Annotated in this window: 25 protein-coding genes; 22 read left to right on the forward strand and 3 right to left on the reverse strand. The window is 41.9% G+C overall.

Features of this window, described 5'->3' with window-relative positions; genetic code table 11:
- Positions 1 to 122: 122 nt before the first annotated feature.
- The 18 genes from MHI48_RS16525 (at position 123) to MHI48_RS16610 (ending at position 18463) form a co-directional block, all read left to right on the forward strand.
- Positions 123 to 1010 carry an RCC1 domain-containing protein gene (locus MHI48_RS16525; RefSeq protein ID WP_405141117.1) on the forward strand — a complete coding sequence of 296 codons (888 nt, stop codon included), beginning with the start codon at positions 123 to 125 and terminating at the stop codon, positions 1008 to 1010.
- Between the two features lie 351 nt (positions 1011 to 1361).
- A complete protein-coding gene (locus MHI48_RS16530) occupies positions 1362 to 1562 on the forward strand; it encodes a cation transporter (RefSeq protein WP_047843207.1) in 201 nt (66 codons plus the stop codon).
- Positions 1563 to 1591: 29 nt separating this feature from the next.
- Positions 1592 to 4030, forward strand: coding sequence for a heavy metal translocating P-type ATPase (locus MHI48_RS16535; RefSeq protein WP_405141119.1), 2439 nt, complete (start codon positions 1592 to 1594; stop codon positions 4028 to 4030).
- Positions 4031 to 4058: 28 nt separating this feature from the next.
- Positions 4059 to 4937 (forward strand): hypothetical protein, encoded by an 879-nt coding sequence (locus MHI48_RS16540; RefSeq protein WP_405141121.1) that lies wholly within the window; start codon positions 4059 to 4061, stop codon positions 4935 to 4937.
- A gap of 16 nt (positions 4938 to 4953) precedes the next feature.
- Positions 4954 to 5583 carry a nitrite reductase gene (locus MHI48_RS16545; RefSeq protein ID WP_405141123.1) on the forward strand — a complete coding sequence of 210 codons (630 nt, stop codon included), beginning with the start codon at positions 4954 to 4956 and terminating at the stop codon, positions 5581 to 5583.
- Between the two features lie 5 nt (positions 5584 to 5588).
- Positions 5589 to 5792 (forward strand): heavy metal-associated domain-containing protein, encoded by a 204-nt coding sequence (locus MHI48_RS16550; RefSeq protein ID WP_339193524.1) that lies wholly within the window; start codon positions 5589 to 5591, stop codon positions 5790 to 5792.
- A 33-nt stretch (positions 5793 to 5825) separates the two neighbouring features.
- Positions 5826 to 6065, forward strand: coding sequence for a glutaredoxin family protein (locus MHI48_RS16555; protein ID WP_405141125.1), 240 nt, complete (start codon positions 5826 to 5828; stop codon positions 6063 to 6065).
- A gap of 239 nt (positions 6066 to 6304) precedes the next feature.
- Positions 6305 to 6634: a metal-sensitive transcriptional regulator gene (locus tag MHI48_RS16560; protein WP_127549284.1), complete on the forward strand. Its 330-nt coding sequence runs from the start codon at positions 6305 to 6307 to the stop codon at positions 6632 to 6634.
- A gap of 259 nt (positions 6635 to 6893) precedes the next feature.
- Entirely contained in the window at positions 6894 to 7733 is an 840-nt protein-coding gene (gene licT / locus MHI48_RS16565) for a BglG family transcription antiterminator LicT (RefSeq protein ID WP_076250546.1), read from the forward strand.
- A 146-nt stretch (positions 7734 to 7879) separates the two neighbouring features.
- Positions 7880 to 9745, forward strand: a complete 1866-nt coding sequence (locus MHI48_RS16570) for a beta-glucoside-specific PTS transporter subunit IIABC (protein WP_076250544.1) — start codon at positions 7880 to 7882, stop codon at positions 9743 to 9745.
- Between the two features lie 13 nt (positions 9746 to 9758).
- A complete protein-coding gene (locus tag MHI48_RS16575) occupies positions 9759 to 11210 on the forward strand; it encodes a glycoside hydrolase family 1 protein (RefSeq protein WP_405141128.1) in 1452 nt (483 codons plus the stop codon).
- A 316-nt stretch (positions 11211 to 11526) separates the two neighbouring features.
- On the forward strand, positions 11527 to 12744 hold the full coding sequence (locus MHI48_RS16580) for a DNA polymerase IV (RefSeq protein ID WP_405144670.1): 1218 nt from the start codon (positions 11527 to 11529) through the stop codon (positions 12742 to 12744).
- Positions 12741 to 13088, forward strand: a complete 348-nt coding sequence (locus MHI48_RS16585) for a YolD-like family protein (RefSeq protein ID WP_036673624.1) — start codon at positions 12741 to 12743, stop codon at positions 13086 to 13088. The genes MHI48_RS16580 and MHI48_RS16585 overlap by 4 nt, the downstream gene beginning before the upstream one ends.
- Before the next feature lies 1 nt (position 13089).
- Complete coding sequence (locus MHI48_RS16590; RefSeq protein ID WP_091029878.1) at positions 13090 to 13458, forward strand: hypothetical protein; 369 nt, start codon at positions 13090 to 13092, stop codon at positions 13456 to 13458.
- Between the two features lie 230 nt (positions 13459 to 13688).
- Complete coding sequence (locus MHI48_RS16595) at positions 13689 to 15182, forward strand: spore germination protein (RefSeq protein WP_405141131.1); 1494 nt, start codon at positions 13689 to 13691, stop codon at positions 15180 to 15182.
- Positions 15183 to 15185: 3 nt separating this feature from the next.
- On the forward strand, positions 15186 to 16280 hold the full coding sequence (locus tag MHI48_RS16600; RefSeq protein ID WP_405141133.1) for an endospore germination permease: 1095 nt from the start codon (positions 15186 to 15188) through the stop codon (positions 16278 to 16280).
- Entirely contained in the window at positions 16277 to 17404 is a 1128-nt protein-coding gene (locus tag MHI48_RS16605) for a Ger(x)C family spore germination protein (RefSeq protein WP_405141135.1), read from the forward strand. The genes MHI48_RS16600 and MHI48_RS16605 overlap by 4 nt, the downstream gene beginning before the upstream one ends.
- 225 nt (positions 17405 to 17629) lie before the next feature.
- Positions 17630 to 18463, forward strand: a complete 834-nt coding sequence (locus tag MHI48_RS16610) for a radical SAM protein (protein WP_405141137.1) — start codon at positions 17630 to 17632, stop codon at positions 18461 to 18463.
- A gap of 196 nt (positions 18464 to 18659) precedes the next feature.
- Here the strand turns inward: MHI48_RS16610 and MHI48_RS16615 are convergent, their stop codons facing one another.
- Positions 18660 to 19016 carry a helix-turn-helix domain-containing protein gene (locus MHI48_RS16615; protein ID WP_221821430.1) on the reverse strand — a complete coding sequence of 119 codons (357 nt, stop codon included), beginning with the start codon at positions 19014 to 19016 and terminating at the stop codon, positions 18660 to 18662.
- A gap of 359 nt (positions 19017 to 19375) precedes the next feature.
- Between MHI48_RS16615 and MHI48_RS16620 the strand changes: the two genes are divergently transcribed.
- Positions 19376 to 19795, forward strand: a complete 420-nt coding sequence (locus MHI48_RS16620) for an ester cyclase (protein WP_076317746.1) — start codon at positions 19376 to 19378, stop codon at positions 19793 to 19795.
- 132 nt (positions 19796 to 19927) lie between these two features.
- Here MHI48_RS16620 and MHI48_RS16625 read toward each other — a convergent pair whose 3' ends face one another.
- The gene (locus tag MHI48_RS16625) at positions 19928 to 21238 is read right to left on the reverse strand and encodes an amidohydrolase family protein (protein WP_405144672.1); all 1311 of its coding nucleotides are present in this window, start codon (positions 21236 to 21238) and stop codon (positions 19928 to 19930) included.
- 166 nt (positions 21239 to 21404) lie between these two features.
- Here MHI48_RS16625 and MHI48_RS16630 point away from each other — a divergent pair, with 166 nt between their 5' ends.
- The 3 genes from MHI48_RS16630 (at position 21405) to MHI48_RS16640 (ending at position 23641) form a co-directional block, all read left to right on the forward strand.
- Complete coding sequence (locus tag MHI48_RS16630) at positions 21405 to 21833, forward strand: MarR family winged helix-turn-helix transcriptional regulator (protein WP_036673638.1); 429 nt, start codon at positions 21405 to 21407, stop codon at positions 21831 to 21833.
- Positions 21834 to 21996: 163 nt separating this feature from the next.
- Positions 21997 to 22443, forward strand: coding sequence for a GNAT family N-acetyltransferase (locus MHI48_RS16635; RefSeq protein WP_405141139.1), 447 nt, complete (start codon positions 21997 to 21999; stop codon positions 22441 to 22443).
- A gap of 406 nt (positions 22444 to 22849) precedes the next feature.
- Positions 22850 to 23641, forward strand: a complete 792-nt coding sequence (locus tag MHI48_RS16640; RefSeq protein WP_338706165.1) for an SDR family oxidoreductase — start codon at positions 22850 to 22852, stop codon at positions 23639 to 23641.
- A 160-nt stretch (positions 23642 to 23801) separates the two neighbouring features.
- On the opposite strand, the gene MHI48_RS16645 is transcribed toward MHI48_RS16640, so the two are convergent.
- Positions 23802 to 24059, reverse strand: coding sequence for a GlsB/YeaQ/YmgE family stress response membrane protein (locus tag MHI48_RS16645; RefSeq protein WP_036613911.1), 258 nt, complete (start codon positions 24057 to 24059; stop codon positions 23802 to 23804).
- Between the last annotated feature and the right edge of the window lie 10 nt (positions 24060 to 24069).

Consider the following 24069-nt stretch of genomic DNA (forward strand, 5'->3'; position numbering starts at 1 on the left):
CGCTCGTATTGGGCAGGGAAGTAATAATACCCTGCCTGTACGAGCCTTTCTTTTGTAGCAGTGCGATCTAACAACGTAGAGGAAATGTAAATTTGCCTTCAATTTGTGAAGAGGAGGAAGATATGGACTACATTTCACGTAAGGAAACAGTGTTTGAGACGAAACGGTTATGTAACTGTACCATAGCGGCAGGTCGTCGTCATACCGTTGCTCTTAAATCTGACGGAACAGTAATAGCTGTGGGTGATCATAAATACGGTCAATGTAAGGTAAGCGATTGGTGCCATATTGTCGCAGTCGCTGCTGGTAATGTTCATATGGCTACGAACACCGGTAATGCACATACCGTTGGTCTTAAATCTGATGGTACGGTAACTGCTATAGGTTGGAATAAGCATGACCAATGTAATGTAAGCGAATGGCGCGATATTGTAACCATTTCGGCAGGTTGGTGCCGTACGGTTGGGGTTAAATCAGATGGCACTGTGGTTGCGGTGGGGCGAAATAATGAAGGGGAATGCAACGTGAGCAGCTGGCGTGATATTGTATCGGTCACGACAGGTGACTGGCATACAGTTGGTCTAAAAATAGACGGTACGGTAACAGCGGTTGGTAACAATAAGTATAACCAATGTAGCATAAACGACTGGAGCGACATATTGGCTGTTTCGGCGGGGTATCTTCATACGGTTGGACTTAAATCGGATGGCACGGTAGTGGCTGTGGGAAGAAATAATGATGGTGAATGCAACGTAAGCAGTTGGCGCGATATTGTGGCAGTTTCAGCGGGGAGTTATCATACCGTTGGTCTTAAGTCTGACGGTACAATGGTTGCGGTGGGTTCGAATAAACATCACCAATGCGATGTACGTGGCTGGCACGATATTCGAGCTGTTTCGGCGGGGTGTGCCCATACGATTGGACTGAAATCGGATGGTACGATGGTTGCTGTGGGTGATAATCATTATGGACAATGTGATGTAAGCCGATGGAGTAGCATCCAACAATAGATAAGGGAATTTTATATCGAGAGACAAAATCATGATCCCATTGAAGTCGCTATTTTAGCGGCTTTTTTATTTTATCGGTACAAGTTTTTTCCCAAGTCCTGGACAAGAACATGGTCCGATTACCGATCAGCGTATAAATAATCGATTCTTCTCTCCATAATTCATTGATCTAACGAGAAAGACAGTCGATATAGGGTGTGGGGGTATAAAAATATGTTGACTAATATAGGGTAGGGGGGTATTGTATTGTACAAGAGCTTGATGAGACCTGAAAAACTGGCCTCGAGAGTTTAGCCCATCGTTTAGGTCAAACTAAACCAAAAAATCACCCACAAGAAGGGACGAAATAAGATGAAAAACATTGTTTTGAATGTACAAGGTATGAGCTGCCAACATTGTGTAAACTCCATCGAAGGTGCTCTGAAAGAAATTGGAGTGAGTGGCAAGGTGAACCTCAGTGATGATTCGGTTGAAGCGACGTATGATGAAAATCAAGTCTCCTTGGAGCAAATTAAAGAAGTTATTGAAGAGCAAGGCTACGAAGTAGCGTAAGTAATGGACGATGAGGGGAGTGAGTTATTGTGGCAACAGCAGAGGCTCAGACAAAACAGTCGAGTATACAAATTACAGGAATGACCTGTGCAGCATGTGCAAACAAAATCGAAAAAGGCCTCGGTAAAATGGACGGGGTCACATCAGCAAATGTTAACTTTGCTTTGGAAAAGGCAAGTGTAACGTATGATCCCACGAAAGTGGAAATGAAAGAACTTGAGGAAAAAATCAAAAAACTTGGATATGGTTCCGTATCAGAGGTTGCGCAGTTCAATCTTGAAGGTATGACCTGTGCAGCATGTGCGAACAAAATTGAAAAGGGCCTGAACAAGTTGCCCGGCGTGACTAACGCTTCAGTAAACTTCGCCATGGAAACGGCCCGAGTTGAATTTTCCCCTGGTGAAGTTTCCATCGAAGACATGAAAAACAAGGTGAAAAAACTTGGTTATACGGCGATCGTGAAGGCAGACGGTTCCAGTGGTGGTGCAAGTGACCATCGTGCGAAAGAACTGAGTAATCAAAAACGGAAATTACTGATTTCGGCGATTCTTTCCTTGCCGCTGTTGTGGACTATGGTAGGTCACTTCTCGTTCACTTCATGGATCTATGTGCCGGAATTGTTTATGAATCCGTGGTTCCAACTAATCCTGGCTACACCAGTACAATTTTATATTGGTAGACAGTTCTATGTAGGTGCGTATAAGGCTCTCCGAAACGGGAGTGCCAACATGGATGTGTTGGTATCACTTGGTACCTCTGCAGCCTACTTCTATAGTTTGTATTTAACCATTCAATGGTCAAGTATGGCTGACGGGATGCATCATGGTCCATCCCTCTATTATGAAACGAGTGCGGTCCTTATTACATTGGTTCTTATGGGTAAATTGTTTGAGTCACTTGCGAAAGGCCGAACATCAGAGGCTATTAAATCACTGATGAGTCTACAGGCGAAGACGGCATTAGTGGTTCGGGATGGCAAAGAACTTACCATTCCAGTGGATGAAGTCATTGTAGGAGATGTTGTCCTTATTCGTCCAGGAGATAAAGTACCTGTAGACGGAGAGGTGCTGGAAGGGATCTCATCTGTAGATGAATCCATGCTTACGGGCGAAAGCCTTCCAGTAGAGAAACAAGTCGGAGATGCTGTGATTGGAGCTACGATTAATAAAAACGGTATTCTTCGGATCAAAGCAACCAAAGTAGGTAAAGAAACCGCTCTTGCACAAATTATTAAGGTTGTTGAAGAAGCTCAGGGATCAAAAGCACCAATTCAGCGGGTAGCCGATGTGATCTCGGGCATATTCGTCCCGATCGTTGTAGGAATTGCAATAGTTGCTTTCGTGGTTTGGTACTTCTGGGTTACACCAGGCGATTTTGCAGGTTCGTTAGAAAAAGCAATTGCGATTCTTGTTATCGCATGTCCATGTGCACTTGGACTTGCAACCCCAACATCCATTATGGCGGGGTCTGGTCGTTCGGCTGAACTAGGGGTGTTGTTCAAAGGCGGAGAGCATCTGGAGCAGACGCATAAAATTGATGCGATCCTTCTGGATAAAACCGGTACTGTTACAAAAGGTAAACCTGAATTGACTGACGTCGTCGCTCTTGGCAATGAAAATGAATTCCTGAAACTTGTTGGAGCTGCAGAGAAAAATTCTGAGCATCCACTTGCAGAAGCCATCGTTGTAGGCATCCAGGAACGAAATATCGAACTACCAGGAACACAATCCTTTGAAGCATTTCCGGGTTTCGGAATCCAGGCAATGGTTCAAGGTAAACAACTACTCGTGGGTACACGTCGACTGATGGAAAAGTATAATATCGATGCAAAAGCAGCTTATCATTCGATGTCACGTTTGGAAGAAGCGGGGAAAACTGCGATGCTGGTTGCCATTGATGGTCAATATGCAGGTATGGTCGCTGTAGCAGACACGATTAAAGAAACTTCGAAAGCTGCAGTGAGCCGTCTGAAAGAAATGGGCATTCAGGTCATTATGATTACAGGTGACAATGAACGGACGGCAAAAGCCATCGCTGCTCAAGTAGGTATTGACCACGTTCGTGCAGAGGTCTTGCCGGAAGGAAAAGCGGAAGAAGTGAAAAAACTGCAATCTCAAGGTAAAAAAGTGGCCATGGTTGGCGATGGTATCAACGATGCACCGGCTTTGGCAACTGCAGATATTGGTATGGCGATTGGTACGGGGACAGATGTAGCGATGGAAGCGGCTGATGTAACGCTCATGCGCGGCGATCTATCCAGTATTCCTGATGCTATCTACATGAGTCGTAAGACCATGAACAACATTAAGCAAAACTTGTTCTGGGCACTTGGTTACAACACTTTAGGCATCCCTATTGCAGCTATCGGTCTGTTAGCCCCATGGGTTGCAGGCGCAGCGATGGCCTTGAGTTCGGTATCCGTCGTTCTAAACGCCCTGCGATTGCAACGCGTAAAAGTACGTCACTAGTCAAAGTACTAGAATAGGAGCGAACATAATGATGATGAGGAGTAAAAAAATCATGCTAATGTTAACCGGTGTTTTAGCTTTCGGTGTGTTGTCTGCTTGCGGAACCCCTAAAGAAAGTGCACATACAGATGGACATGGTGGTATGAATCATACTGAGAAGAATTCTGAAACTGAAGGTGCGAGTCATGATCATGCAGGGCCTCATGCTGATTCAACAGCAAGTATCCTTAAAGCCTCGTTCTCCTTTGCATCAGATGTGAAGGCCAATGAAAATTCGCATCTGACAATCCAAATCACGGACGTCGATGGTAATCCGGTTAATGAATTTGAAATGGGTCACGAAAAACGAATGCACCTTATCGTAGTGAGTAAAGATCTTTCTTACTTTAATCACATTCATCCTGATTATAAAGGCGATGGAAAGTTTGCGATTGAAACTTCATTTCCAGCCGGTGGCGAATACAAAATCCTTGCCGACTTTGTTCCAAAAGGTGGAGTGAGTACTGCACTCAGTGAATGGGTGAACGTTGGGGGACAAGAAAAAGCCCAAAAGCCTGTTCAAGCGGATTCCAACCTTGTAAAAGAAGTGGATGGTAAAAAAATCGAACTTTCATTGAGTACCAAAAAGGCCAACAACGACGTAAATCTGACCTTTAATATCATGGATGCGTCAACGAACGAAGGGATTAATAATCTTGAACAATACCTCGGTGCTGTAGGTCATGTTGTTATCCTTTCTGAGGATGCAGAGCAATATCTGCATGTTCATCCAACAGAGGAAAAGGCAACAGGTCCAAAAGCGGAATTTATGACCTCCTTCCCGCATAGCGGAATCTATAAAATCTGGGGCCAATTCCAGCATGATGGGGAAGTCTTTACAGTACCTTTTGTAGTAGATATAAAGTGAGTAGAGAGGTATGCGCATGGGAGATAAAATTAAAATAGCGATTAGTCCAGCAATCCAACTTGGTGGAAGCTTATTCACTCCGGAGCAACTAGTTAAAATTGGTGAGATTATTGGTCCAGATTCAAAAGTGGAAATGACACCCTTTAAGCAACTCTACACAGAAGTATCGATTGAACAACGAGATCAGATCACAAATGAACTTGAGGATCACGGTCTTGAAATAAACCCTGCAGGATTTGTAACCAAAAGTCTGATCGCTTGCAACTTTTGTAGAGGTGCAGAAGAAGCAGGCATGGAAACAGCCAAAAATTTAAATCAGGCCATTTCCGGTATCGATACGCCTACACCACTCAAGATTGGATATGCTGGATGCGCCTTAGGCACAAGTGAACCGTTGATTAAGGATATTGGGATCGTAAAGATGCGCGATAAGTTCAATGTTTATGTTGGTGGCGAGTCGAAGGGGCTTAAACCCTCCTTCGCCAAGCTGCTACATTCCGGATTAACGGAGGATCAGCTTATTCCTTTCGTTACCGCAATTATTGATTATTATAAGATGCATGCAAAAGGCAAAGAAAAGTTCAGCAAATTCGTTAATCGAATGACACTGGAAAACTTGAAGTCTATGACGCTTGAAAGGGGGTGAAAACAGTGAAAGAAGCAACTGTAAAAATTCAAGGTATGTCTTGCCGTTCTTGTGTATCTAAAATTGAAAGTGCAATTAGCGCTCTTGGCGCTGAAGGCCACGTTAATTTTGAACAGGGAACAGTAGAAGTTCGATTTGACGATTCTAAAGTTCAAATCGCTGAAATTGAAGAAGCGATCCGTAAAAAAGGATATAACGTCGGAGCGTAATATATATTGAAATACAAGGGAGAGTAATTGGGCATGACGGAATCCATTCATATTTATTCAATCCCAACCTGTAGCGATTGCAATTATGCTAAACGTTACTTTAAAGAGCATGAGATTCCCTATACGGATTACAATTGTGAGGAAGATGCCAAGTACGCTGAGGAAGTCTGGAAGTTGACTGGCAAACAGGTTGTTCCAACCATTGTCATTGGAGATAAGGTTTTTGTAGGCTTTGCCGAAAATCTAACTGAAATCAGTGAGTTAGTTAAGTAACTGTTATGACCCCGGTCAACTTCCGACTGGGGTTATTCTTAATAAAAAAATACCTTTGACTGATATATCGTTGTAGGAGTGGAGGGTATAATATGCTTACAAGATGCAGTAGATGGTTGCCCAACCGATTCAATCTTGGTTGATGACAAGCCGTTCTCTTAGCACGTACCATGATACTTCTTGCTCCCTTTACATAGGGTAGGGGGGGATGGTAATGTGTAATAAAGGAGTTGATCTACATGGATGATACGATACTTGAGGACGCCTCATGTGACCATACATCTTCAAACGAGCGGAAAAGCCATCATTCGGAGAGTACAAAGCGAAAATTAATTAGCCGGTTGAATCGGATTGAAGGGCAAGTGCGTGGAGTAAAAGGAATGATTGAGAAGGATACGTATTGTGATGACGTGTTGCACCAAATTGCCTCCATTCAATCCGCGTTGAATGGCGTAGGAAAGCAGCTTTTGGAACATCATATGAAGAGCTGTGTCATTGAACGCATTTCAGAAGGCGATCACAAAGTTTTGGATGAACTGATGATCACTGTAAATAAGTTAATTAAGTAAGCTAGGATAGGGGAGATATCCTCTTGTTTTATTCAGGCAAATGCCCCATCAGTACTTAAATGACCATATTGACAAATTTAACGCCTTCCACTAAGATAATCGTACAAGTAAATAATGAATATAATCAGGATTGTTACTGATCAGCAGGCAAGACCGATTAATATGCAAACATGTAGAGTATAATTACCATGTGTGCACTATTAATGGTCTTTTTTATTTGCTAAATTCTGTTAACGTTTCATTTTAAAAGGAGATTCGTATGAAAATCACGCGAATTATTAATAATAATGTCGTCTGCGCTGTAAATGAAAGACGCCAGGAGATGATGCTTCTAGGAAGTGGCATTGGTTTTCAGAAGAAAAAAGGAGACGATGTGGACACAGAGAAGATTGAGAAAGAATTTTTCCTGAAGTCCAAAAATGTAACTGGAAAATTATATGCCCTGCTCGCGCAGATTCCGATGGAGTACATCCGTGTGTCTGATAGTATTATTCAATATGCCAAGCAGTCCTTGGATAAAGAGCTGAATGAAAATATATATTTGACGCTAACAGACCATATTAACTTCGCCGTATCACGCTATAAACAGGGAATGAACTTCAACAATGCGTTATTGTCTGAAATTAAAGCATTCTACGCCAATGAGTATCGAGTGGCTTTGAAGGCTTTGGATATGATTAATCAAGAATTCAACATTACGTTGCCTGAAGATGAGGCCGGCTTTATTGCGCTTCATATCGTCAATGCAGAACTAGGATCTGAAATGGAAGATACCATGAAGATGACACAATTGATTCAAAAGGTCTTAAATATTATTCGTTATCAGTTCAAAATTCACTTTAACGAAAGCTCCCTTCACTACTCCAGACTGATCACGCATCTAAAGTTTTTTGCCTATCGTCTGTTTAACAATACGGTGATGAAAAGTAATGATAACGATTTCCTCAATATTATTAAAGAAAAATATAAGCTAGAGTACCAATGTAGTCTAAGAATTGCGCAGTTGATTCGGGTAGACTATGGGAAAGAATTAACCGAAGACGAATTGGTGTATTTAACTGTTCATATCAAAAGGGTGACTGATGAAGAAAGGGATTGACCCATCATCGCTCCATAATGACTATACTAGGATTGTTACTGGTGATGCAGGCAAGACCTAGAGTTCCATCGTGTATAGAGCATATCTATATTCGATAGAACTCTAGGTCTTTTTTTGTAGAATAATACATTGAAGGGGGAACAAAAATGAAACATGAACAAACGGCTACCGACATTCTAAAACTTGTTGGTGGTGAAAAAAACATTGAAAGTGTTACACACTGTGCTACCAGGCTGCGCTTTAACTTAAAAGACGAGTCGATTGCAAACAACGAAGCACTGAAAAACGTACAAGGAGTTGTGGGCGTTGCCAGTAGTGGAGGTCAGTATCAGGTCATTATTGGTAATGAGGTCAACAACGTCTATAAAGCCCTTGCGCAGCTAGGGAACTTTACAAGCAAGAATGATGCTCCAACTGTGAAAAAAGGAAAAGTCTCTACTGTTCTGGACACGATTTCCGGAATCTTTACACCCATCCTACCGGCGATGATCGGTTGTGCCATGATTAAGGCAGTTCTTCTTATTTTGAAAACCTTTGATCTCGTTGACCTTGACGGTCAATTTAATACGATTATGACTTTCGTCGGGGATGCGGCTTATTACTTCTTGCCAATGCTACTCGCCTGGAGTGCTGCTGTTAAACTTAAAGCTAATGTGGGTTTTGCGTTAACCATTGCGGGTATCTTGTTACATCCTAGCTTTTCGGCGTTAATGTCTGCAGGTGAGCCTGTTACGTTCTTGGGTCTGCCTGTCACACAAGCGACGTATTCTTCTTCCGTTATTCCAATTATTCTAGCCGTATGGATCCTGTCATATGTGGAACGATTTGCTGAAAAGTATTCTCCTTCCGTGATCAAATCCATTTTGAAACCTTTAGTTGTAATCCTTGTTATGGCGCCTCTAACATTAATTATTCTAGGACCATTGGGTGCAATTGCCGGTAACTATCTTGCTTCTGCTGTATCCTATGTCAATACACACGCAGGATGGTTAGTGTCTGGTATTATCGGCGGGGCATTCCCATTCCTGATTCTGACGGGGATGCACTATAGTTTGGGACCCGTTGTCCTCACTGCTTATGCACAGACAAAAACCGATGGCATTGTTGGCCCAGGTATGCTCGTACACAATATTGCTCAAGGTGCAGCTGCGCTCGCGGTCGCATTAAGAACCAAAAATAAAGCATTTAAACAAGTTGCTTACTCTACTAGCGTAACTGCGCTGTTAGGAATTAGCGAACCTGCATTGTTTGGTGTAAATCTACGGTTAAAAAAACCACTGATCGCTGTTGTCATTGGTGGTATTGTAGGCGGAATATACGTTGGCTTGTTCGGTGTAGCTCGATCTGCTCTAGGCATTGCCGGCTTGGCTACGTTACCAGCATTTATCACTGATAATCCATGGAACCTAATCCATGCAGCAATTGGTCTGGTCATTGGCTTTGTTGTTACCTTCTTGATGACGCTTATTTTAGGATTTGAAGATGTGCCTGAGGATGGAGAGGATCAACGAACACCAGCCAATTCATCTTCAACAAACCGTGTGCCTGTTGTTAGTGTTTCTGAACATGTACTCACAGCACCAATGACTGGTCGAGTTCTAGAGTTATCAACAATAAAGGACGAAGCCTTTGCAACTGGAGCTATGGGAAAAGGGATCGCCATTGAACCTACAATTGGAAAGCTTGTTTCACCAGCCGATGGTGTCATATCCGCGGTATTCCCTACCTTCCACGCAATGGGTATTAGCTCGAATAATGGCGCTGAACTCCTCGTTCATATCGGCATGAACACGGTGAAGCTGAAAGGTGAACATTTCAAGGTGCATGTACAAGAAGGTGATGAAGTAAAAGCTGGGGATTTACTTATCGAATTCGATACAGATGCAATAGCCGCCAAAGGTTATGATCTGACTACACCTATTATTGTTACGAATTCAGATGACTTTACAGATGTAATTGGTATAGATAAACCATCGATTACGATCGGGGAAAAACTAATTAAGATCATATAAGGAGGAATTTCCAATGAAGAACACAACCGTATTCCCAGACTCTTTTATGTGGGGCGGCGCAACAGCGGCGAATCAATACGAGGGTGCCTGGAACATTGATGGTAAAAAAGCAAGTACAGCAGATATGATGACGGGTGGAACGCATACTATTCCAAGACGGATCACTAAACACATTGAGGAGGGTGTAAACTATCCTTCCCATGAGGCAGTAGACTTTTACCATCATTACAAAGAAGATATCCGTCTGTTTGCAGAGATGGGCTTTCGATGCTTCAGAATGTCCATTGCTTGGTCCAGAATATTCCCCAACGGGGACGATGTAACGCCAAATGAAGCAGGACTTCAATTTTACGACAAGGTGTTCAGTGAACTGAAAAAGTATAATATTGAACCTATCGTTACGATCTCACATTACGAAGCTCCGTTTGCGCTAACTGAGAAATTCAATGCTTGGGCTTCCAGAGAAATGATCGATTGCTACGTACGGTATTGTGAGACCATTTTCACCCGTTACAAGGATGTCGTGAAGTACTGGATTACATTTAATGAGATCAATAGTTTAATTGTTCCAGCAGGAGCATATATAGCAGGGGCATTATTAGTTGATGATAGTGGGGTATTTAACAATACGGTTGTGGATAGTACGCAATTAAGATTCCAGGCTTTACATCATCAATTTATAGCAAGTGCAAAAGCAGTCAAGCTTGCTCATGAGATTAATCCGGCGTTCCAAATCGGTTGCATGATTAATTATAGTCATGGTTACGGAAGTACATGTAAACCGGAAGATATGTTGAAGGCTCTGAGAATGGATCAGATTAACAATATGCTGAGCAGCGACGTGCAAGTTAGAGGGGAATACCCTGACTTTGCCAAGAGATATTTTAATGAGAACAATATTCAGATTGAGATGGCAGAAGAGGACGTAGAAGTGCTAAAACAAGGCTGTGTTGATTTCTATAGCTTCAGCTACTACAAGTCTCATGTAGTGGGTACCCGCCCAGAAGGTGATGAGACCCAGGGGAATGTCTTTGGTGGATTCAAAAATCCTTATTTGAAGGCAAATGATTGGGGATGGCAAATCGATCCAGTTGGACTTCGTTACGTACTCAATCATGTGTACGATCGGTATAGAATCCCTGTAATGATCGTTGAAAATGGTCTGGGAGCGGTTGATGTCATCGAAGAGGATGGCTCTATCCATGATACGTACAGGATCAATTTCCTGCGAGATCATATCGAACAAATGAGAGAAGCTATCCTCGATGGCGTTAATCTTATCGGCTACACGGCTTGGGGTTGCATCGACATCGTTAGTGCCTCAACTGGCGAAATGGAGAAACGCTACGGATTCATTTATGTAGATAAGGATAACAAGGGCAGAGGTACCCTGAAAAGAAGTAAAAAGGACAGTTTCCACTGGTATAAAAAGGTGATTGAATCCAACGGGGAAAGATTGAATTAGGAAATATAATTTGCAATCGAACGAAAGATGATCCAATCTTTAAATTCTATCAAATAGACCAAGTACTTATCACTTTGTGAGACAAGTACTTGGTTTTTTGTGCATCAATAATAAAACTAAAAATTAATTATTTGGATGGCTAAAGTGGCTGACAATATCCAGTCTACAGTTCATTATGGTGTCCAAGGGTTTTCAAAAGCTAATTATAAATATTTACCTCTTGCATAAAGAACGTGTGTTCGGTCTATAATATATACAAACATACGTTCTCAAATGTACAGGAGTGATTTCAGTGTTGGCTAAGCAGCGAACTATTATGCTCATCGACATGCAGTCGTTTTATGCTTCAGTCGAAAAGGCAAAAATGCCTCAATACAAAAATAGACCATTAGCTGTTGCGGGAGACCCCGCAAGACGCTCTGGAATTATCCTTGCCGCTTGTCCACTAGCCAAGGCGAAGGGTGTGTCTACCGCGGAACCACTCTGGCAGTCTCTTCAGAAGTGCCCTGAACTGATCATTGTGAGACCACACATGCAAGAATATATCGAAGTATCCACTCAAATCATGTCCATTATTGAAGAGTTCACCGATCTGGTCGAACCGTACAGTATAGACGAATTATTCGCTGATTTTACAGGGTCTATGCATCTATTCGGTAATGATCCAGTCGATTTGGCCAAGCAAATTCAAGACAAAATCTATAATGAAACAGGCGTTTACGCGAGAGCTGGCATTGGTGAAAACAAAATCATCAGTAAATTATGCTGCGATATAATCGCTAAAAAAGCAGAGGGGGGCATTTTCCACTTAAAAAAAGAGGAGTTACACCTCCATATTGGAGATAAGCCCATCCGCGATATGTGGGGGATAGGCTCAAGAATGGAAAAACATCTGTGGAAGATGGGGATCCGAACCATTAGAGACTTGGCGAATACGCCTCTTTCCAAATTAAGAAGTAAGTGGGGCGTTAATGGAGAAGTCATCTGGCGAGTCGCAAATGGACTCGACAATTCGCCGGTAACCGTCAACACGCACAGTACACAAAAAGATATCGGAAACGGAATGACCTTGCCTAGAGATTTCACAGAGGCTTGGGAGATCGAAGTGGTTATTCTCGATATCTGCACAGAAGTATGCAGAAGAGCCCGCCAAAAGGGACTGATGGGTAGTGTCGTGTCCGTAAGTGTGTCTGGAGCGGATTTTGACCACCCCACTGGTTTTCACAGGCAGGTTAAACTGTCTGATCCTACAAACATAACCGTTGATGTATGCAAGATAGCCAAACGCATATTTCATCAACACTGGGATGGGCAACCTGTGCGCCGTGTAGGCGTATCCCTGTCTCAATTATCCAACGCGGATACATATCAACTATCTTTTTTTGATGATCAAGAACAGAAACGGGCCATTGATCAGGTGATGGACGACATTAAGGATCGATTTGGCGACATTGCCATTCTACGAGCAAGCTCCATTACGGCTGCGGGTCAAGCGATCGATCGAGCATCTAAAATTGGGGGGCATTATAAATGAGCAAAAAACTGGAGGCCAATGGATTATGGGAATCGAGCCGCATGATGCTTCCACAACATAAAGAACGGATTATACAGCATCGTACTCAAGTTCATTATCTAACGAAACCGCTGATCCATGAAGATGAGTGGGAGATTATTACACAAAATATAGATATGTCGCTCAATTATACATTGCAAGCCACCTTTGCAATATTTACTGAGTCAGGCAATCGGTATATACACGGGATCGTCACTTCAGTCAGTACCTTTGGAAAGAAAATCAAAATTGAAATGGAGAATGGATTTGAATGGGTCGATTTTGATCAATTGGTCGCTGTAAAACTTGAAGAAGGAGGCGTGTAAAGTGCGACAGACTTTCGAGGAACTTTCACTCGTAAAGAGGGTAGTGGAGCTCCCTTATCTGTTAGGTGCTCTGGAGGTAGATAAGCATAAAATATACGCTTCAAACTTCAAAATGAAATCTGTGTATGTTGACTACCTGGACGGTACCCAAAAGAAAATAGCTTTAGAAATGTACAAATCAAAGCAAAGGCTAAAGGAACATCATATAAAAATCATAGATGAAGTGAGATCTGAGCTGAGTTTAACGGTAGATTATTCGGTGAGAGGTTACATTCATAAAATGACATTATTATGGAGCAAAGTGAAAGTAGATGTAACCTTAATGCTTACTGAACATATGAACGTTGATATTACTGATTTGCTCAAATGAACATAGAAAATAAGAGTCTAACTTATGGTTGCGGCAACCAATACGAGCAGATCTTTCGGCAAACCGGGAATTACGAAAAAGATAAATAAAAAGGCAGAAAACTTTTTCCCATGATGAAACGTTGACTTCAAATTGCAATGTGTACCGAAGAACAATCCGCGATGTATATCAAGGAGAATATTCGTCATAATAAGGAAATGTTGCTGTAAGAAGGGAGGGAGGTAAGGGAAGTGAATGAACAATCTGCCACGAACACGAATGAGGAGAATATCACCAAAAGTTTGAACGAATCCTTGGGTAGAATTGAAGAAATCTTTACAAACACTCCCGACTTAATCATCCGAAAGTTAAGCATAAAACAGACCGGAGAACTAGCCGCAATAATCTATATGGAAGAATTGACAGATAAAGCGTCACTTAATCAAAATGTTCTTGCTCCGCTTCAACTAGAAACCGGAAATCCTTCTGGAGATTTCATTACAACAGTGGGTTATGTAAAACCTCACGCCAAGTGGGAAGAGCTCAGACTTTCCATTATACTCGGCTACAGCGTGTTATTTATTGAAGGAAGAAGTACTGCATACGCATTAGATACAAAAGGATTCCCGCAACGCGCTATTGAGGATCCTCAGCAGGAGCCCTCACTGAAAGGGGCTCATCAAGGATTTATAGAGACAGGTTCTCAAAATATAGCCATGATCCGTCGTTATATTGCGGACAAAGAGTTAAAGGTGAAACGGTATATTGTTGGACAGCGGGGACAAACGCCAGTATATTTGCTTTATTTGGAAGATGTGACCCAGCCGGACATCATTAAAGCGCTGGAAGAACGGATTCAATCCATTGATGTGGATGCCATCATTAACACCGGAGAATTGGCTGAATTTATTGAGGACCAACCTCTTGCGTTACTTCCCCAAATGATTACGACAGAAAGACCGGATACGGCTGCTTCTCAAATACTGCAAGGCCGTTGTGTCGTTGTAGTCGATGGGTCGCCAAGTGTTCTGGTTGCGCCAGCTACATTCATGTCTTTTTTTCAGACGGTTGATGATTACAGTTCCCGATGGTCCATTTCGTCATTCCTCAGAATATTGCGCATTTTTGCCTTTTTCATCGCTATTTTTTTGCCTGGAATTTTTATATCCGTCATTTCGTTTCATTTTGAGATTATTCCTTTGAAGCTCCTATTAACGCTTGGTGAGTCACGGGGGCAAGTTCCGTTCCCACCATTTGTAGAGGCAATTATTATGGAAATAACACTTGAGATGTTAAGGGAAGCAGGAGTTCGCCTTCCAGCTCCAGTAGGACAAACAGTAGGAATCGTCGGTGGTATTGTCATTGGACAGGCAGTTGTGGAGGCAGGGTTGATCAGCAATGTAATGGTTATCGTGGTGGCTTTTACAGCTATTTCATCTTTTATTATTCCCAATCAAGACATGATGGCAGCTGTACGCATCATGCGGTTCATGTTGATGATACTAGCTACCTGGTTCGGGTTTGTTGGACTGGTCGTGGGCATGATGAGCTTCATCGGTCGACTAATAACACTAAACTCACTCGGTACCTCCTATAGCACACCTATAGCTCCATTTAGGGCCATGGATTGGAAGGATACCATATTGCGGGTACCTTTGTGGATGATGAACAACCGCCCCGCAAGCACGAATTCACGCCAGTCAAAAAGACAGGGGAAAAGCAGAGGATGGAAGGAGAATAAATAGAACATGAAGTCATTACGCCCGGTAACGATGCTTCAATTCATTCTTATTATTTCTTCTTTCCAAATCAGTGTTGCTTTTTTGTCTATTCCAAGAGAGCTGGCGAGGCATGCGGGGACAGATGGCTGGATGGTTATTTTCTTGGGCTGGGGGCTGGCAACGTTAGCCTCCGTAGCGATCGTCAAGTTGATGAAATATAGTCCAAACAGTTCAATTCTCGAATTGATTCAGCGTTATATCGGCGTGTGGGCAGCAAAATTAGCTGCTTTAATATTTATGTCCTATTATTTGCTTCTGGCGTATGACGGTTATATGATTGCTTCACTTGTCATTAAATTATGGTTATTGCCAAGCACGTATATTTATATTCTAGTCCTGCTACTGCTCATCCCCACATTTCAGATTGCGCAGCATGGCTTTCAGGCCATCGGGCGGTACAGCGAAATAGTCACCATACTCTCCATTTGGATTCCGTTCATTTATGTGTCTACGCTAAGTCGTGCCCATTGGCTCTATTTATTGCCCATCTTTAAAGAGGGGTGGTTCCCAGTTCTTTCATCCATCCAATTTATGATCTATCCGATGCTCGGCATCGGCCTGGTTTTGTTTCTCTATCCCCAACTAGTAAACAAAGAAAAAGCATTACCTGCCATGATCATCTCCAATACGCTCACTTGCATCGTTTATTTGGGAATCACCCTGATTTGTTACGTGTACTTTAGTCCTGATGAGATCGGGGAGTATAATGACCCCGTAATTAGCATTATGAAGTCCATTGAATTTCAGTTTATTGAGCGCGTAGAAGTGGTATTTATCGCATTTTATCTGTTCGTTTTCTCTTGCATATGGATTCCCTCCATGTATCTTGTCTCGAGGTGCTCCGCGTCGCTGGTAGGAAAAGGGCAGGAAAGATACCATCTTGCAATGTGGTGTATTGTCATTGAGATTAGCTTTTTCCTCTATCGGCCCAGCTTTATCGAATCTGCCCAAGTAAACTACATACTCAATTACATTGGATTTATGATGGAGTTTGTTCTGCCTGCAGGCGTTCTTCTGTATGTAACAATCCGCAAAAAAATGGGAGGGGGGCAACGCACATGAGATGGGGCGGGAAATTCATTATCTCGGGTGTGTCCTGTATTTTATTGGTTGCGCTCGCAGGTTGTGTTAATGACAAAACCAATTTAGAAGACGCAACGGTTCCTTTGGCTCTTGGACTGGATGTCAAAGATAAAAAGCTCCATTATTATATATCTGCCCCTGTATTCAGTAAGGACATTCAAAAGAAAAGCCGTGAAGGGGGCGGAGTAGCAGAAGGTTTAAGACAGTCTAAAAATCAGCAGGATGCCCAATTTCCGGGTTCGCTTGCGGGACGTAATTATCAAGTCATCATTGTAGGGAAACAATTACTCCAATATAAGGATTGGTTTAAAGTACTTGATGTCATGTTCCGCGATCCTCGCAATACGATTACCGACCGCATCGTTGCTTTTGACGGTTCTATTGCGGATATTTTCAATTTTCAAGCCAAAGATCAACCGCCGTTACCTTTATTTATAAAAGCGATTGTCGATTCAGGAAGCAGAAGTTCAGCTACAGTAAAAACAACCGCACAGGAACTACATAGACAATTATATGATCGAGCGACGACACCTTCCATCTCCGAAATCAAGATCGAAAATAATAAAATCATGCTAAAAGGAACAACTCTGTTATCCCGAAAAGGGGAGTACAGAACTTCCTTGACCTATCAGGAGACGTCACTTCTTCACATTTTGAAAAATGAGGCTAAACCAGGGGTCAGTCTCACTTTTCCTGTTGATGATTTGCAACAAACCCTGCCATTTAACATCGACAAAGTGAGTTTTTCTTTAGGTGACATATCAGTAAAAACAAAATCCTCTCATGAAAAAGGCAGATTTCAATTCAACATTAAAGTGAAGTCGATCGTCAGCATAACTGAAAAGTTTCTTGAATTTGAGCTTTTGGGAAATTCCGAGGAAATGGCAAATAAATTAAGCAAGGAAATGAAAAAAAACATGGAGGCGCTTATTAAAAAGTGCCAAAACTATAATATCGACCCTTTCGGGTATGGTTTTTATGCCAGGGCATATCAGTATCCCTTATACAAGGAAGCACAGGCCGACTGGGGGAAAGAACTATCTCGAGCACATTTTGATGTGGAAGTTGATCTTCGAATCGGCGCCACTGGAGCAGTAGAGTAATCCGAGTATCCGGACATTAAAATCTGGGACTAGAACACTAGTTTAATGTTTCATGACAACAAAACAACCGTTCTTGAAACGGTTGTTTTGTTGTTAACACCCAATAAATACATTCTGGTTCCTATCTAATCAAAAGGTGCCTACTTTTCAAGTAGCATGAGAAATTTTAAGATAAAACGCAAGAGGAGAAGTGGGCGTAAAAGTAATTGAGGGGATGGTAGCGTCATGCCAATTGAAATCAAAGACATTGTGTCTAAGAAAATATTAAGTGAAGTAAAAGGTTATCTAGATATTGGTTTTACTCATTCACTAAATCCCTATACGGGTTGTGCATTTGCTTGCGAATACTGTTACGTCAGAGAAATGCCTATTCAAAAGTTTAAGGATATTCCTTGGGGATCGTGGGTGGATGTCAAGAAAAATGCAGCAGAAAACTATCTAAAAGAAGTCTCTCTTCTAAGACGTAAAAATAAACCCATAAGTATATTCATGTCATCAGCCACAGATCCTTATCAACCTGTAGAGCAGAAGGCAAACATTACAAGAAGCCTATTGGAAGAAATGGATAAAAACCCACCAGATTCACTTCAAATTCAAACTAGAAGCCCCCTGGTTGCCAGAGACCTTGATATACTGCTGAAATTAAAAGGAAAATGTCGAATTATGGTTTCAATGACAATCGAGACAGATCGCGAAGACGTGAAACGAATTTTTTCGCCCTATGCTCCTGGAATAGATTTACGAGTTAAAGCCTTGAAAAAGATAAATGATGCAGGGATACATACACAAGTATCTATTTCCCCTGTGCTACCTTTTTCACCTAATTTCGCTAACATGTTACAAGGCATAACTGATCGAATTTGGATTGATACGCTATTGATTGGTGATGGTCAAATGGGGATGAGATCTAAGCGGTTAGGGATGCCACAATTATTTGAGGCGAACGGTTGGGACAGATGGTACGAGAAAAGCATTCATCTGAAAGTCGAAAAATATTTTAAGGCAAGGTTTCCATCTGAAATTATTCATGTATCCAAAAACAGCGCATATCCATTTTGATTTTAAATAGCCATTCATTTAATGAGGATCTTGTCCGTTTTTTCTTCATGCAATAGAAATATTGCAGAAACTGGTGTTCGAAGATCAACTCTCTCATACGAATTAATGGAGGACGCATGAGTCCTCCATTGACTTAACTTGAAGATGTAGAGGAATTTATTCTATTTTGAAATGACCGTGGAGTAACAATTTGACATCATTCACTCTGATCAATATCGTTTGGAAGTTCATCATTGAGTTTCTGGTACCCGAGCCCCCATGTTTCCATAGAGAATATAATTGGCTTCAGTGAATTTCCTAAATCACTTAAGCTGTATTCGACTCTCGGAGGGACTTCTGCAAAAACAGTACGAATGACAATTCCATCCTCTTCCATTGAACGTAAATTTTCAGTGAGAACCTTTTGACTGATCTCCGGGATACTTTTACGAAGTTCTCCGAATCGATGAGTTCCCTTCAAAAGATCCCTCATAACCAATAACTTCCACTTGTTACCTATCAATCCAACTGTCGTTGCGACGGGACACAACGGCAACTCTTTTTTTGAAATCACTGTATTATCGCCTCCAATAGTTACTATTAGTTTCCTATATAACAAAAAGGTGCCTACTTTCAAAATCAATACATTGCTTATATTATAATTCTGTCGATGAAAAATCAAATGAAAGGAGGAGGGAGTTTGCAAGAGAGTTTATGCAACTGAGTGACTATTTTTTGAATCATATGTTAACGTTCTTGAATTCTTGGAGACAGCATTTAGAGATCAGTTTATTGGCTCTGCAACCTAAAGATAAAATACTAGTTACAAAAAGGTTCCTATGCAACATTAAGGTGCCTACTTACCAATTATCTAAAGTAGAGATAAAATTTTAATGAAGGCATATGCTCACGAAAATAGAAAGGGGTTTAAATATGACGATTACAGAAAACAAACAATTGATGTATCGTTTCACGAACTTCATTAATACGGCAAGCAAGGAACTTGCTGAAGAATTGATTGCTCCAGATGCTGTTTTTTATGTACCTATGCAAAAAGAACCAATGAATGGTCCAAGTGGTTATCTCTCCATAATTCATATGATGAGATCTGGTTTTTCCGATATACAATGGACTGTTAAGGAGCTGGTAGCAGAAGAGGATCTAGTAGCAGCTCATTTTGTCATGAAGGGCACACAAGACGGAGAGTTTCTCGGGTTTCCACCAACGAGCAAAAAAATCGAAGTAAATGCAATGAATTTTTATCGGATCTCTAATGGCCAAATTATTGAAGAGTATGGTCAACCCGATATGCTTGGCTTGCTTCAACAAATAGGGGCAATTCCAAAAGCATAATTACCTCTCATTGATCTGGGCATCGTTCCAAAAAATTAAGATTTGGAAAAATAGATTAAAGTCGAAGAGGGACTGCATTTTGCAATCCCTCTTCTTAGTGATTTTACAATTAGGAAATATAAACTACTAGTTTTAGCCTAGTTTTTGCGAACCATTGAACCACACAGATTTGATTGACAAGGTATCTGAAATATTAGTGATCGGATCACCGTTTATGAGAATAAGATCAGCACGTGCACCTTCGGTAATCCGGCCACGATCATGTAGACCAAAGCAACGGGCCGGTTTGGAAGTAGCCGACTGAAGAGCTTCGATCGGAGTGAACCCAGCCTTCACCAGCAGCTGCATTTCGTGGTGAACACTGGCCCCATGAGCAAGGCCACCAAGGTTCGGAACGGGTACCGGTGCGACATCCGTCCCTACAAGAATATCAACTCCGGCACGGTGAAGATCCATCACATTTTTAAAGCTGTTCTCCATATTGCCTTGTGGGAATGTATTGAAGCTTGAGTTCAAAATATCGATCCAATCCGGACTTAATTTTGAATGAACTCGTGGATCACTAGCCAATTCCGATGCCGGATTACCAATAATCGATGAATTTAACACCAAGCACGGTGTAACAAAAGCTCCAGAATCAGCTATGGATTTGACCAATTCGGACGTGTACTCGGGTCTGTCGATAAACAAGTGGCCCAAACCGTCGACTCCAAAATCGATGGCAGCTTTCGATGAAAGAGCCGTCAAAACGTGGGCAATGACCAACTTATCGAACTTGTGGGCTTCAGTAACGGCTGTTTTTAGAATCTCATCACTTAGAACAGGCAGGCCGGGTGCACCCATAACCGTTCCCTCTTCAATCATGATCTTAATATAGTCGGATCCATTCTCCACTTGGGTATGCACATGTTTGATCGCTTCATCAACCGTCGTCACTTGAGGTATTTCGTCGTGATCGTGAGCGTAGGCGGCTAACATTGCTTCCCGGTCTTCCTCCGATAGCTTCTCTAGTTCCTTTAATACGAATTCAGGTATTTCATCTCCATCAGGCAGCAGTTCATCTGGGTGCCCACCAGGAGCGGTAATCGCCGTACCAGCAGATCGGACGTCTGCAATGTCATCCACATTTTTTAGCTGAATTTCGCGCCCTCTTTTAGTAAAATCGCCGTTCATTTCGAGTTCTGTTGTAACACCGAATTTTAAGGCATCTCGTAATCCGCCAATTGAGGTATGGACATGTGCATCAACCAGGCCGGGTATTAATGTCGCATTTTCTCCATCGATAATTGTTGCGTCGCTTGGGATGTCTCCGCCCACTGAAATAATGGACACCCCTTTAATGACAATATGTCTGGGAGCAATAATTTGATATCCATCAAAGATTCGTACATTTGTAATCGCCGTAATTTCTTCTAACCCAGCATTCTGATTTAATTTCTCCATCATAACTCCTCCTAATGTGTTTGTAACTGAACACTTCGCAGTATAACTGTTAGATATCTAACAGTCAATAGTCTAACAATTGTTTGACAAGCCTACTGGGATCACTGTATATTTTAGCTACTTACAATTAGATTCCTAACAATTACAGAGGGGACGATGGACGGTCATGCATTCCCGAGAAGATACGCCTTATATGGATTTGTTTCAAATTATCGGGCTTAAATTAAAGAAAAGAGCGGATGAGAGTATAAAAGAGCTAGGATTAAGTTCTCAACAAGGAAAAGTAATCGATTATATTTATGAGAATCAAGATAATCATATTATTCAAAAGGATCTTGCAGATCGGTTTCATCTGCGTGGGGCAAGCGTTACAAGCATGCTTCAAGGTCTAGAGCAAAAAGGTTTCATCGAACGTAAAATCCCGGCCAATAATGAACGGCAAAAAAATATTTACGTATTACCAAAAGCGGTTGACTTGATTGAAGACTTCAATAACTCATTTCAAAAAGTGGAGGATGAAATCGTTCAAGCCCTTAATGACGAGGAGAAGCAAATCTTAAAGAAATTACTGATCAGAATTAATGAACGCATATAATAGACTGGTAGGCAGAGGTAACTGGTGGCCATAGAACACTGATGACATTGATTTCTCATCAGGAATTATTACTTACAATAGAACGGAAATCTTGGATCAAGAAGATATTTTTCAAGTCATTACTGCATCGTTTGAAAATCTTTCTATTTAAGGCGGTATATTAATGAACAAACTTGAAATTAAAATATCTAACTATAATCCCAAGTATGCTGAACATACAGTGAAAATGTGGAGAGATAGTAAGGAACGGGCAATTGGTCAGGCTGAAACCCATAGCTTCGAAAACCATCTATATTTTTTAAATCATATACTATCTAAACAGTATCAAATAGATTTAGCGTTAATTGATGAAAAAGTAGTTGGAATGATTGCCTATAGTGAAACTGAGATAAGCCAACTTTATATTCATATTGATTATCAAGGGAATGGAATAGGGCGAACCTTGCTTAATAAAGCAAAAGCACAAGCAAATGGAAAATTAACTTTATATACATTTGAAGTGAATAAAAATGCCCAAAGATTTTATGAGAATAATGGATTTGAAATTACTGGTAGAGGACAAGAAAATGAAGAGAATTTACCTGATATACGATATGAATTGAAGTTGTAAAAATCGAATATAAAGTTACATTCAAAAAAGTGAACAGTCTGCAGGTTAGCAGGATGCTTGACCACCCAACCATTTTCACAGGAACTGTAATCCCATGTATTTGTCTTGACAGTAATTGAGTCTGACTCGTAATATTTGAAGTGGAGATATAGGAAAGGGGACTCGTCGGACAATGTGGACTTCCTTGTAATGGTTATCTAAACTGGATCGCACGACTTGGTGTTTTGGTTATAACCACACGCCTGGTTTGTGATGCCGATCCGCAATCATTCAAGGGACGCGAGGAACCGTTTGAATCAAACCCGGGCGCGGATACTTGATGTATCCGCTTTTTGTTATACCTAGGATAATTCCATCTCCAATGAAAAATGGTTTTCTCCCTCCCTTATTAAACGGAGGTAATAAAATGACCAAACTATACGGAAAAACCGCTATTGTGACAGGCACAAGCCGCCCCGGAGGTATTGGAACCGCTGTCTGCCGCACGTTGGCACAAGAAGGCGCTAATGTGTTCTATACCCATCTGTACGATTACGATAAAACAGAGAATCCGGGGGATGCTGACAAAAACTGGCCGGATCTCTTTGCCGAAGAACTTCGCTCCTATGGCGTTAAGGCAGCGCATATGGAGGTCGATCTTACCGATCCCAATTCTCCAGCGCAACTGCTTGATGCATGCCGATCGGCTCTCGGGCTGCCGACCATTCTCGTCAACAACGCTACCTACAGTGTAGCAGCTGATTTCCGTCAATTAAATGCATCATTGATCGATGCGCACTGTGCAATGAACATTCGAGGTACATTCATGCTATCGGCCGAATTTGCGCGTATGCTGGAGGTTGAACTGGCCGTCCATCAGGACCTTTGCGGCGGCCGGATCATCAACCTCACGTCCGGTCAAGGTAAGGGGCCGATGCCTGGCAATCTCGCTTATGCCGCAACAAAAGGCGCTGTCTCCACCTTTACCGAATGTCTATCTGCTGAACTGGCTCCGTTTCACATTACTGTGAATGCGGTTGATCCCGGTCCTACCGATACGGGTTGGATGTCGGAAGAAGTGAAAAAATCTTTGCTACCGGGATTTCCGATGGGCAGGATCGGTCTTCCTGAAGATGTATCCCGTCTGATTGCTTTTCTCGCAAGCGACGATTCTCAATGGATCACCGGACAAATCATTCATTCTAGAGGTGGTTTCTAATTTCCATAAAACCAAAGGAGGCCGCCGATCAACAGGATCGGCGGCTTTATTCGACTACCGGGTGGAAACTACGCTTTGTGAAGAAGATGATGCAACGGTGGCGAAAGAAGCTTTACGTCAATACCCAATCAATTGGGTAAAACTTGTCGTCTCCGCCTTTTTAACGTCTTCGAAACGCTCCAGCGCGCGCCAGAGCATAGAAAATCAAGAGAGCAATGATTGACCCGACGATCGCGGGTATGATATGAAATCCACCCACCACAGGCCCCCTCGGTCCCAACAGTTCATACCCTAACCACGATCCAACAAAGCCAGCAATGATATTTCCAAGTACGCCTCCCGGCACGTCCCGTCCAATCAGATTTCCACTTAACCAGCCAATTAGCCCACCGACAATAAGTATCCAGATTAAATACACGAATTGGTCT

It is taken from the genome of Paenibacillus sp. FSL H7-0942 (genome assembly GCF_045040715.1).
Lineage (GTDB): Bacteria > Bacillota > Bacilli > Paenibacillales > Paenibacillaceae > Paenibacillus > Paenibacillus amylolyticus.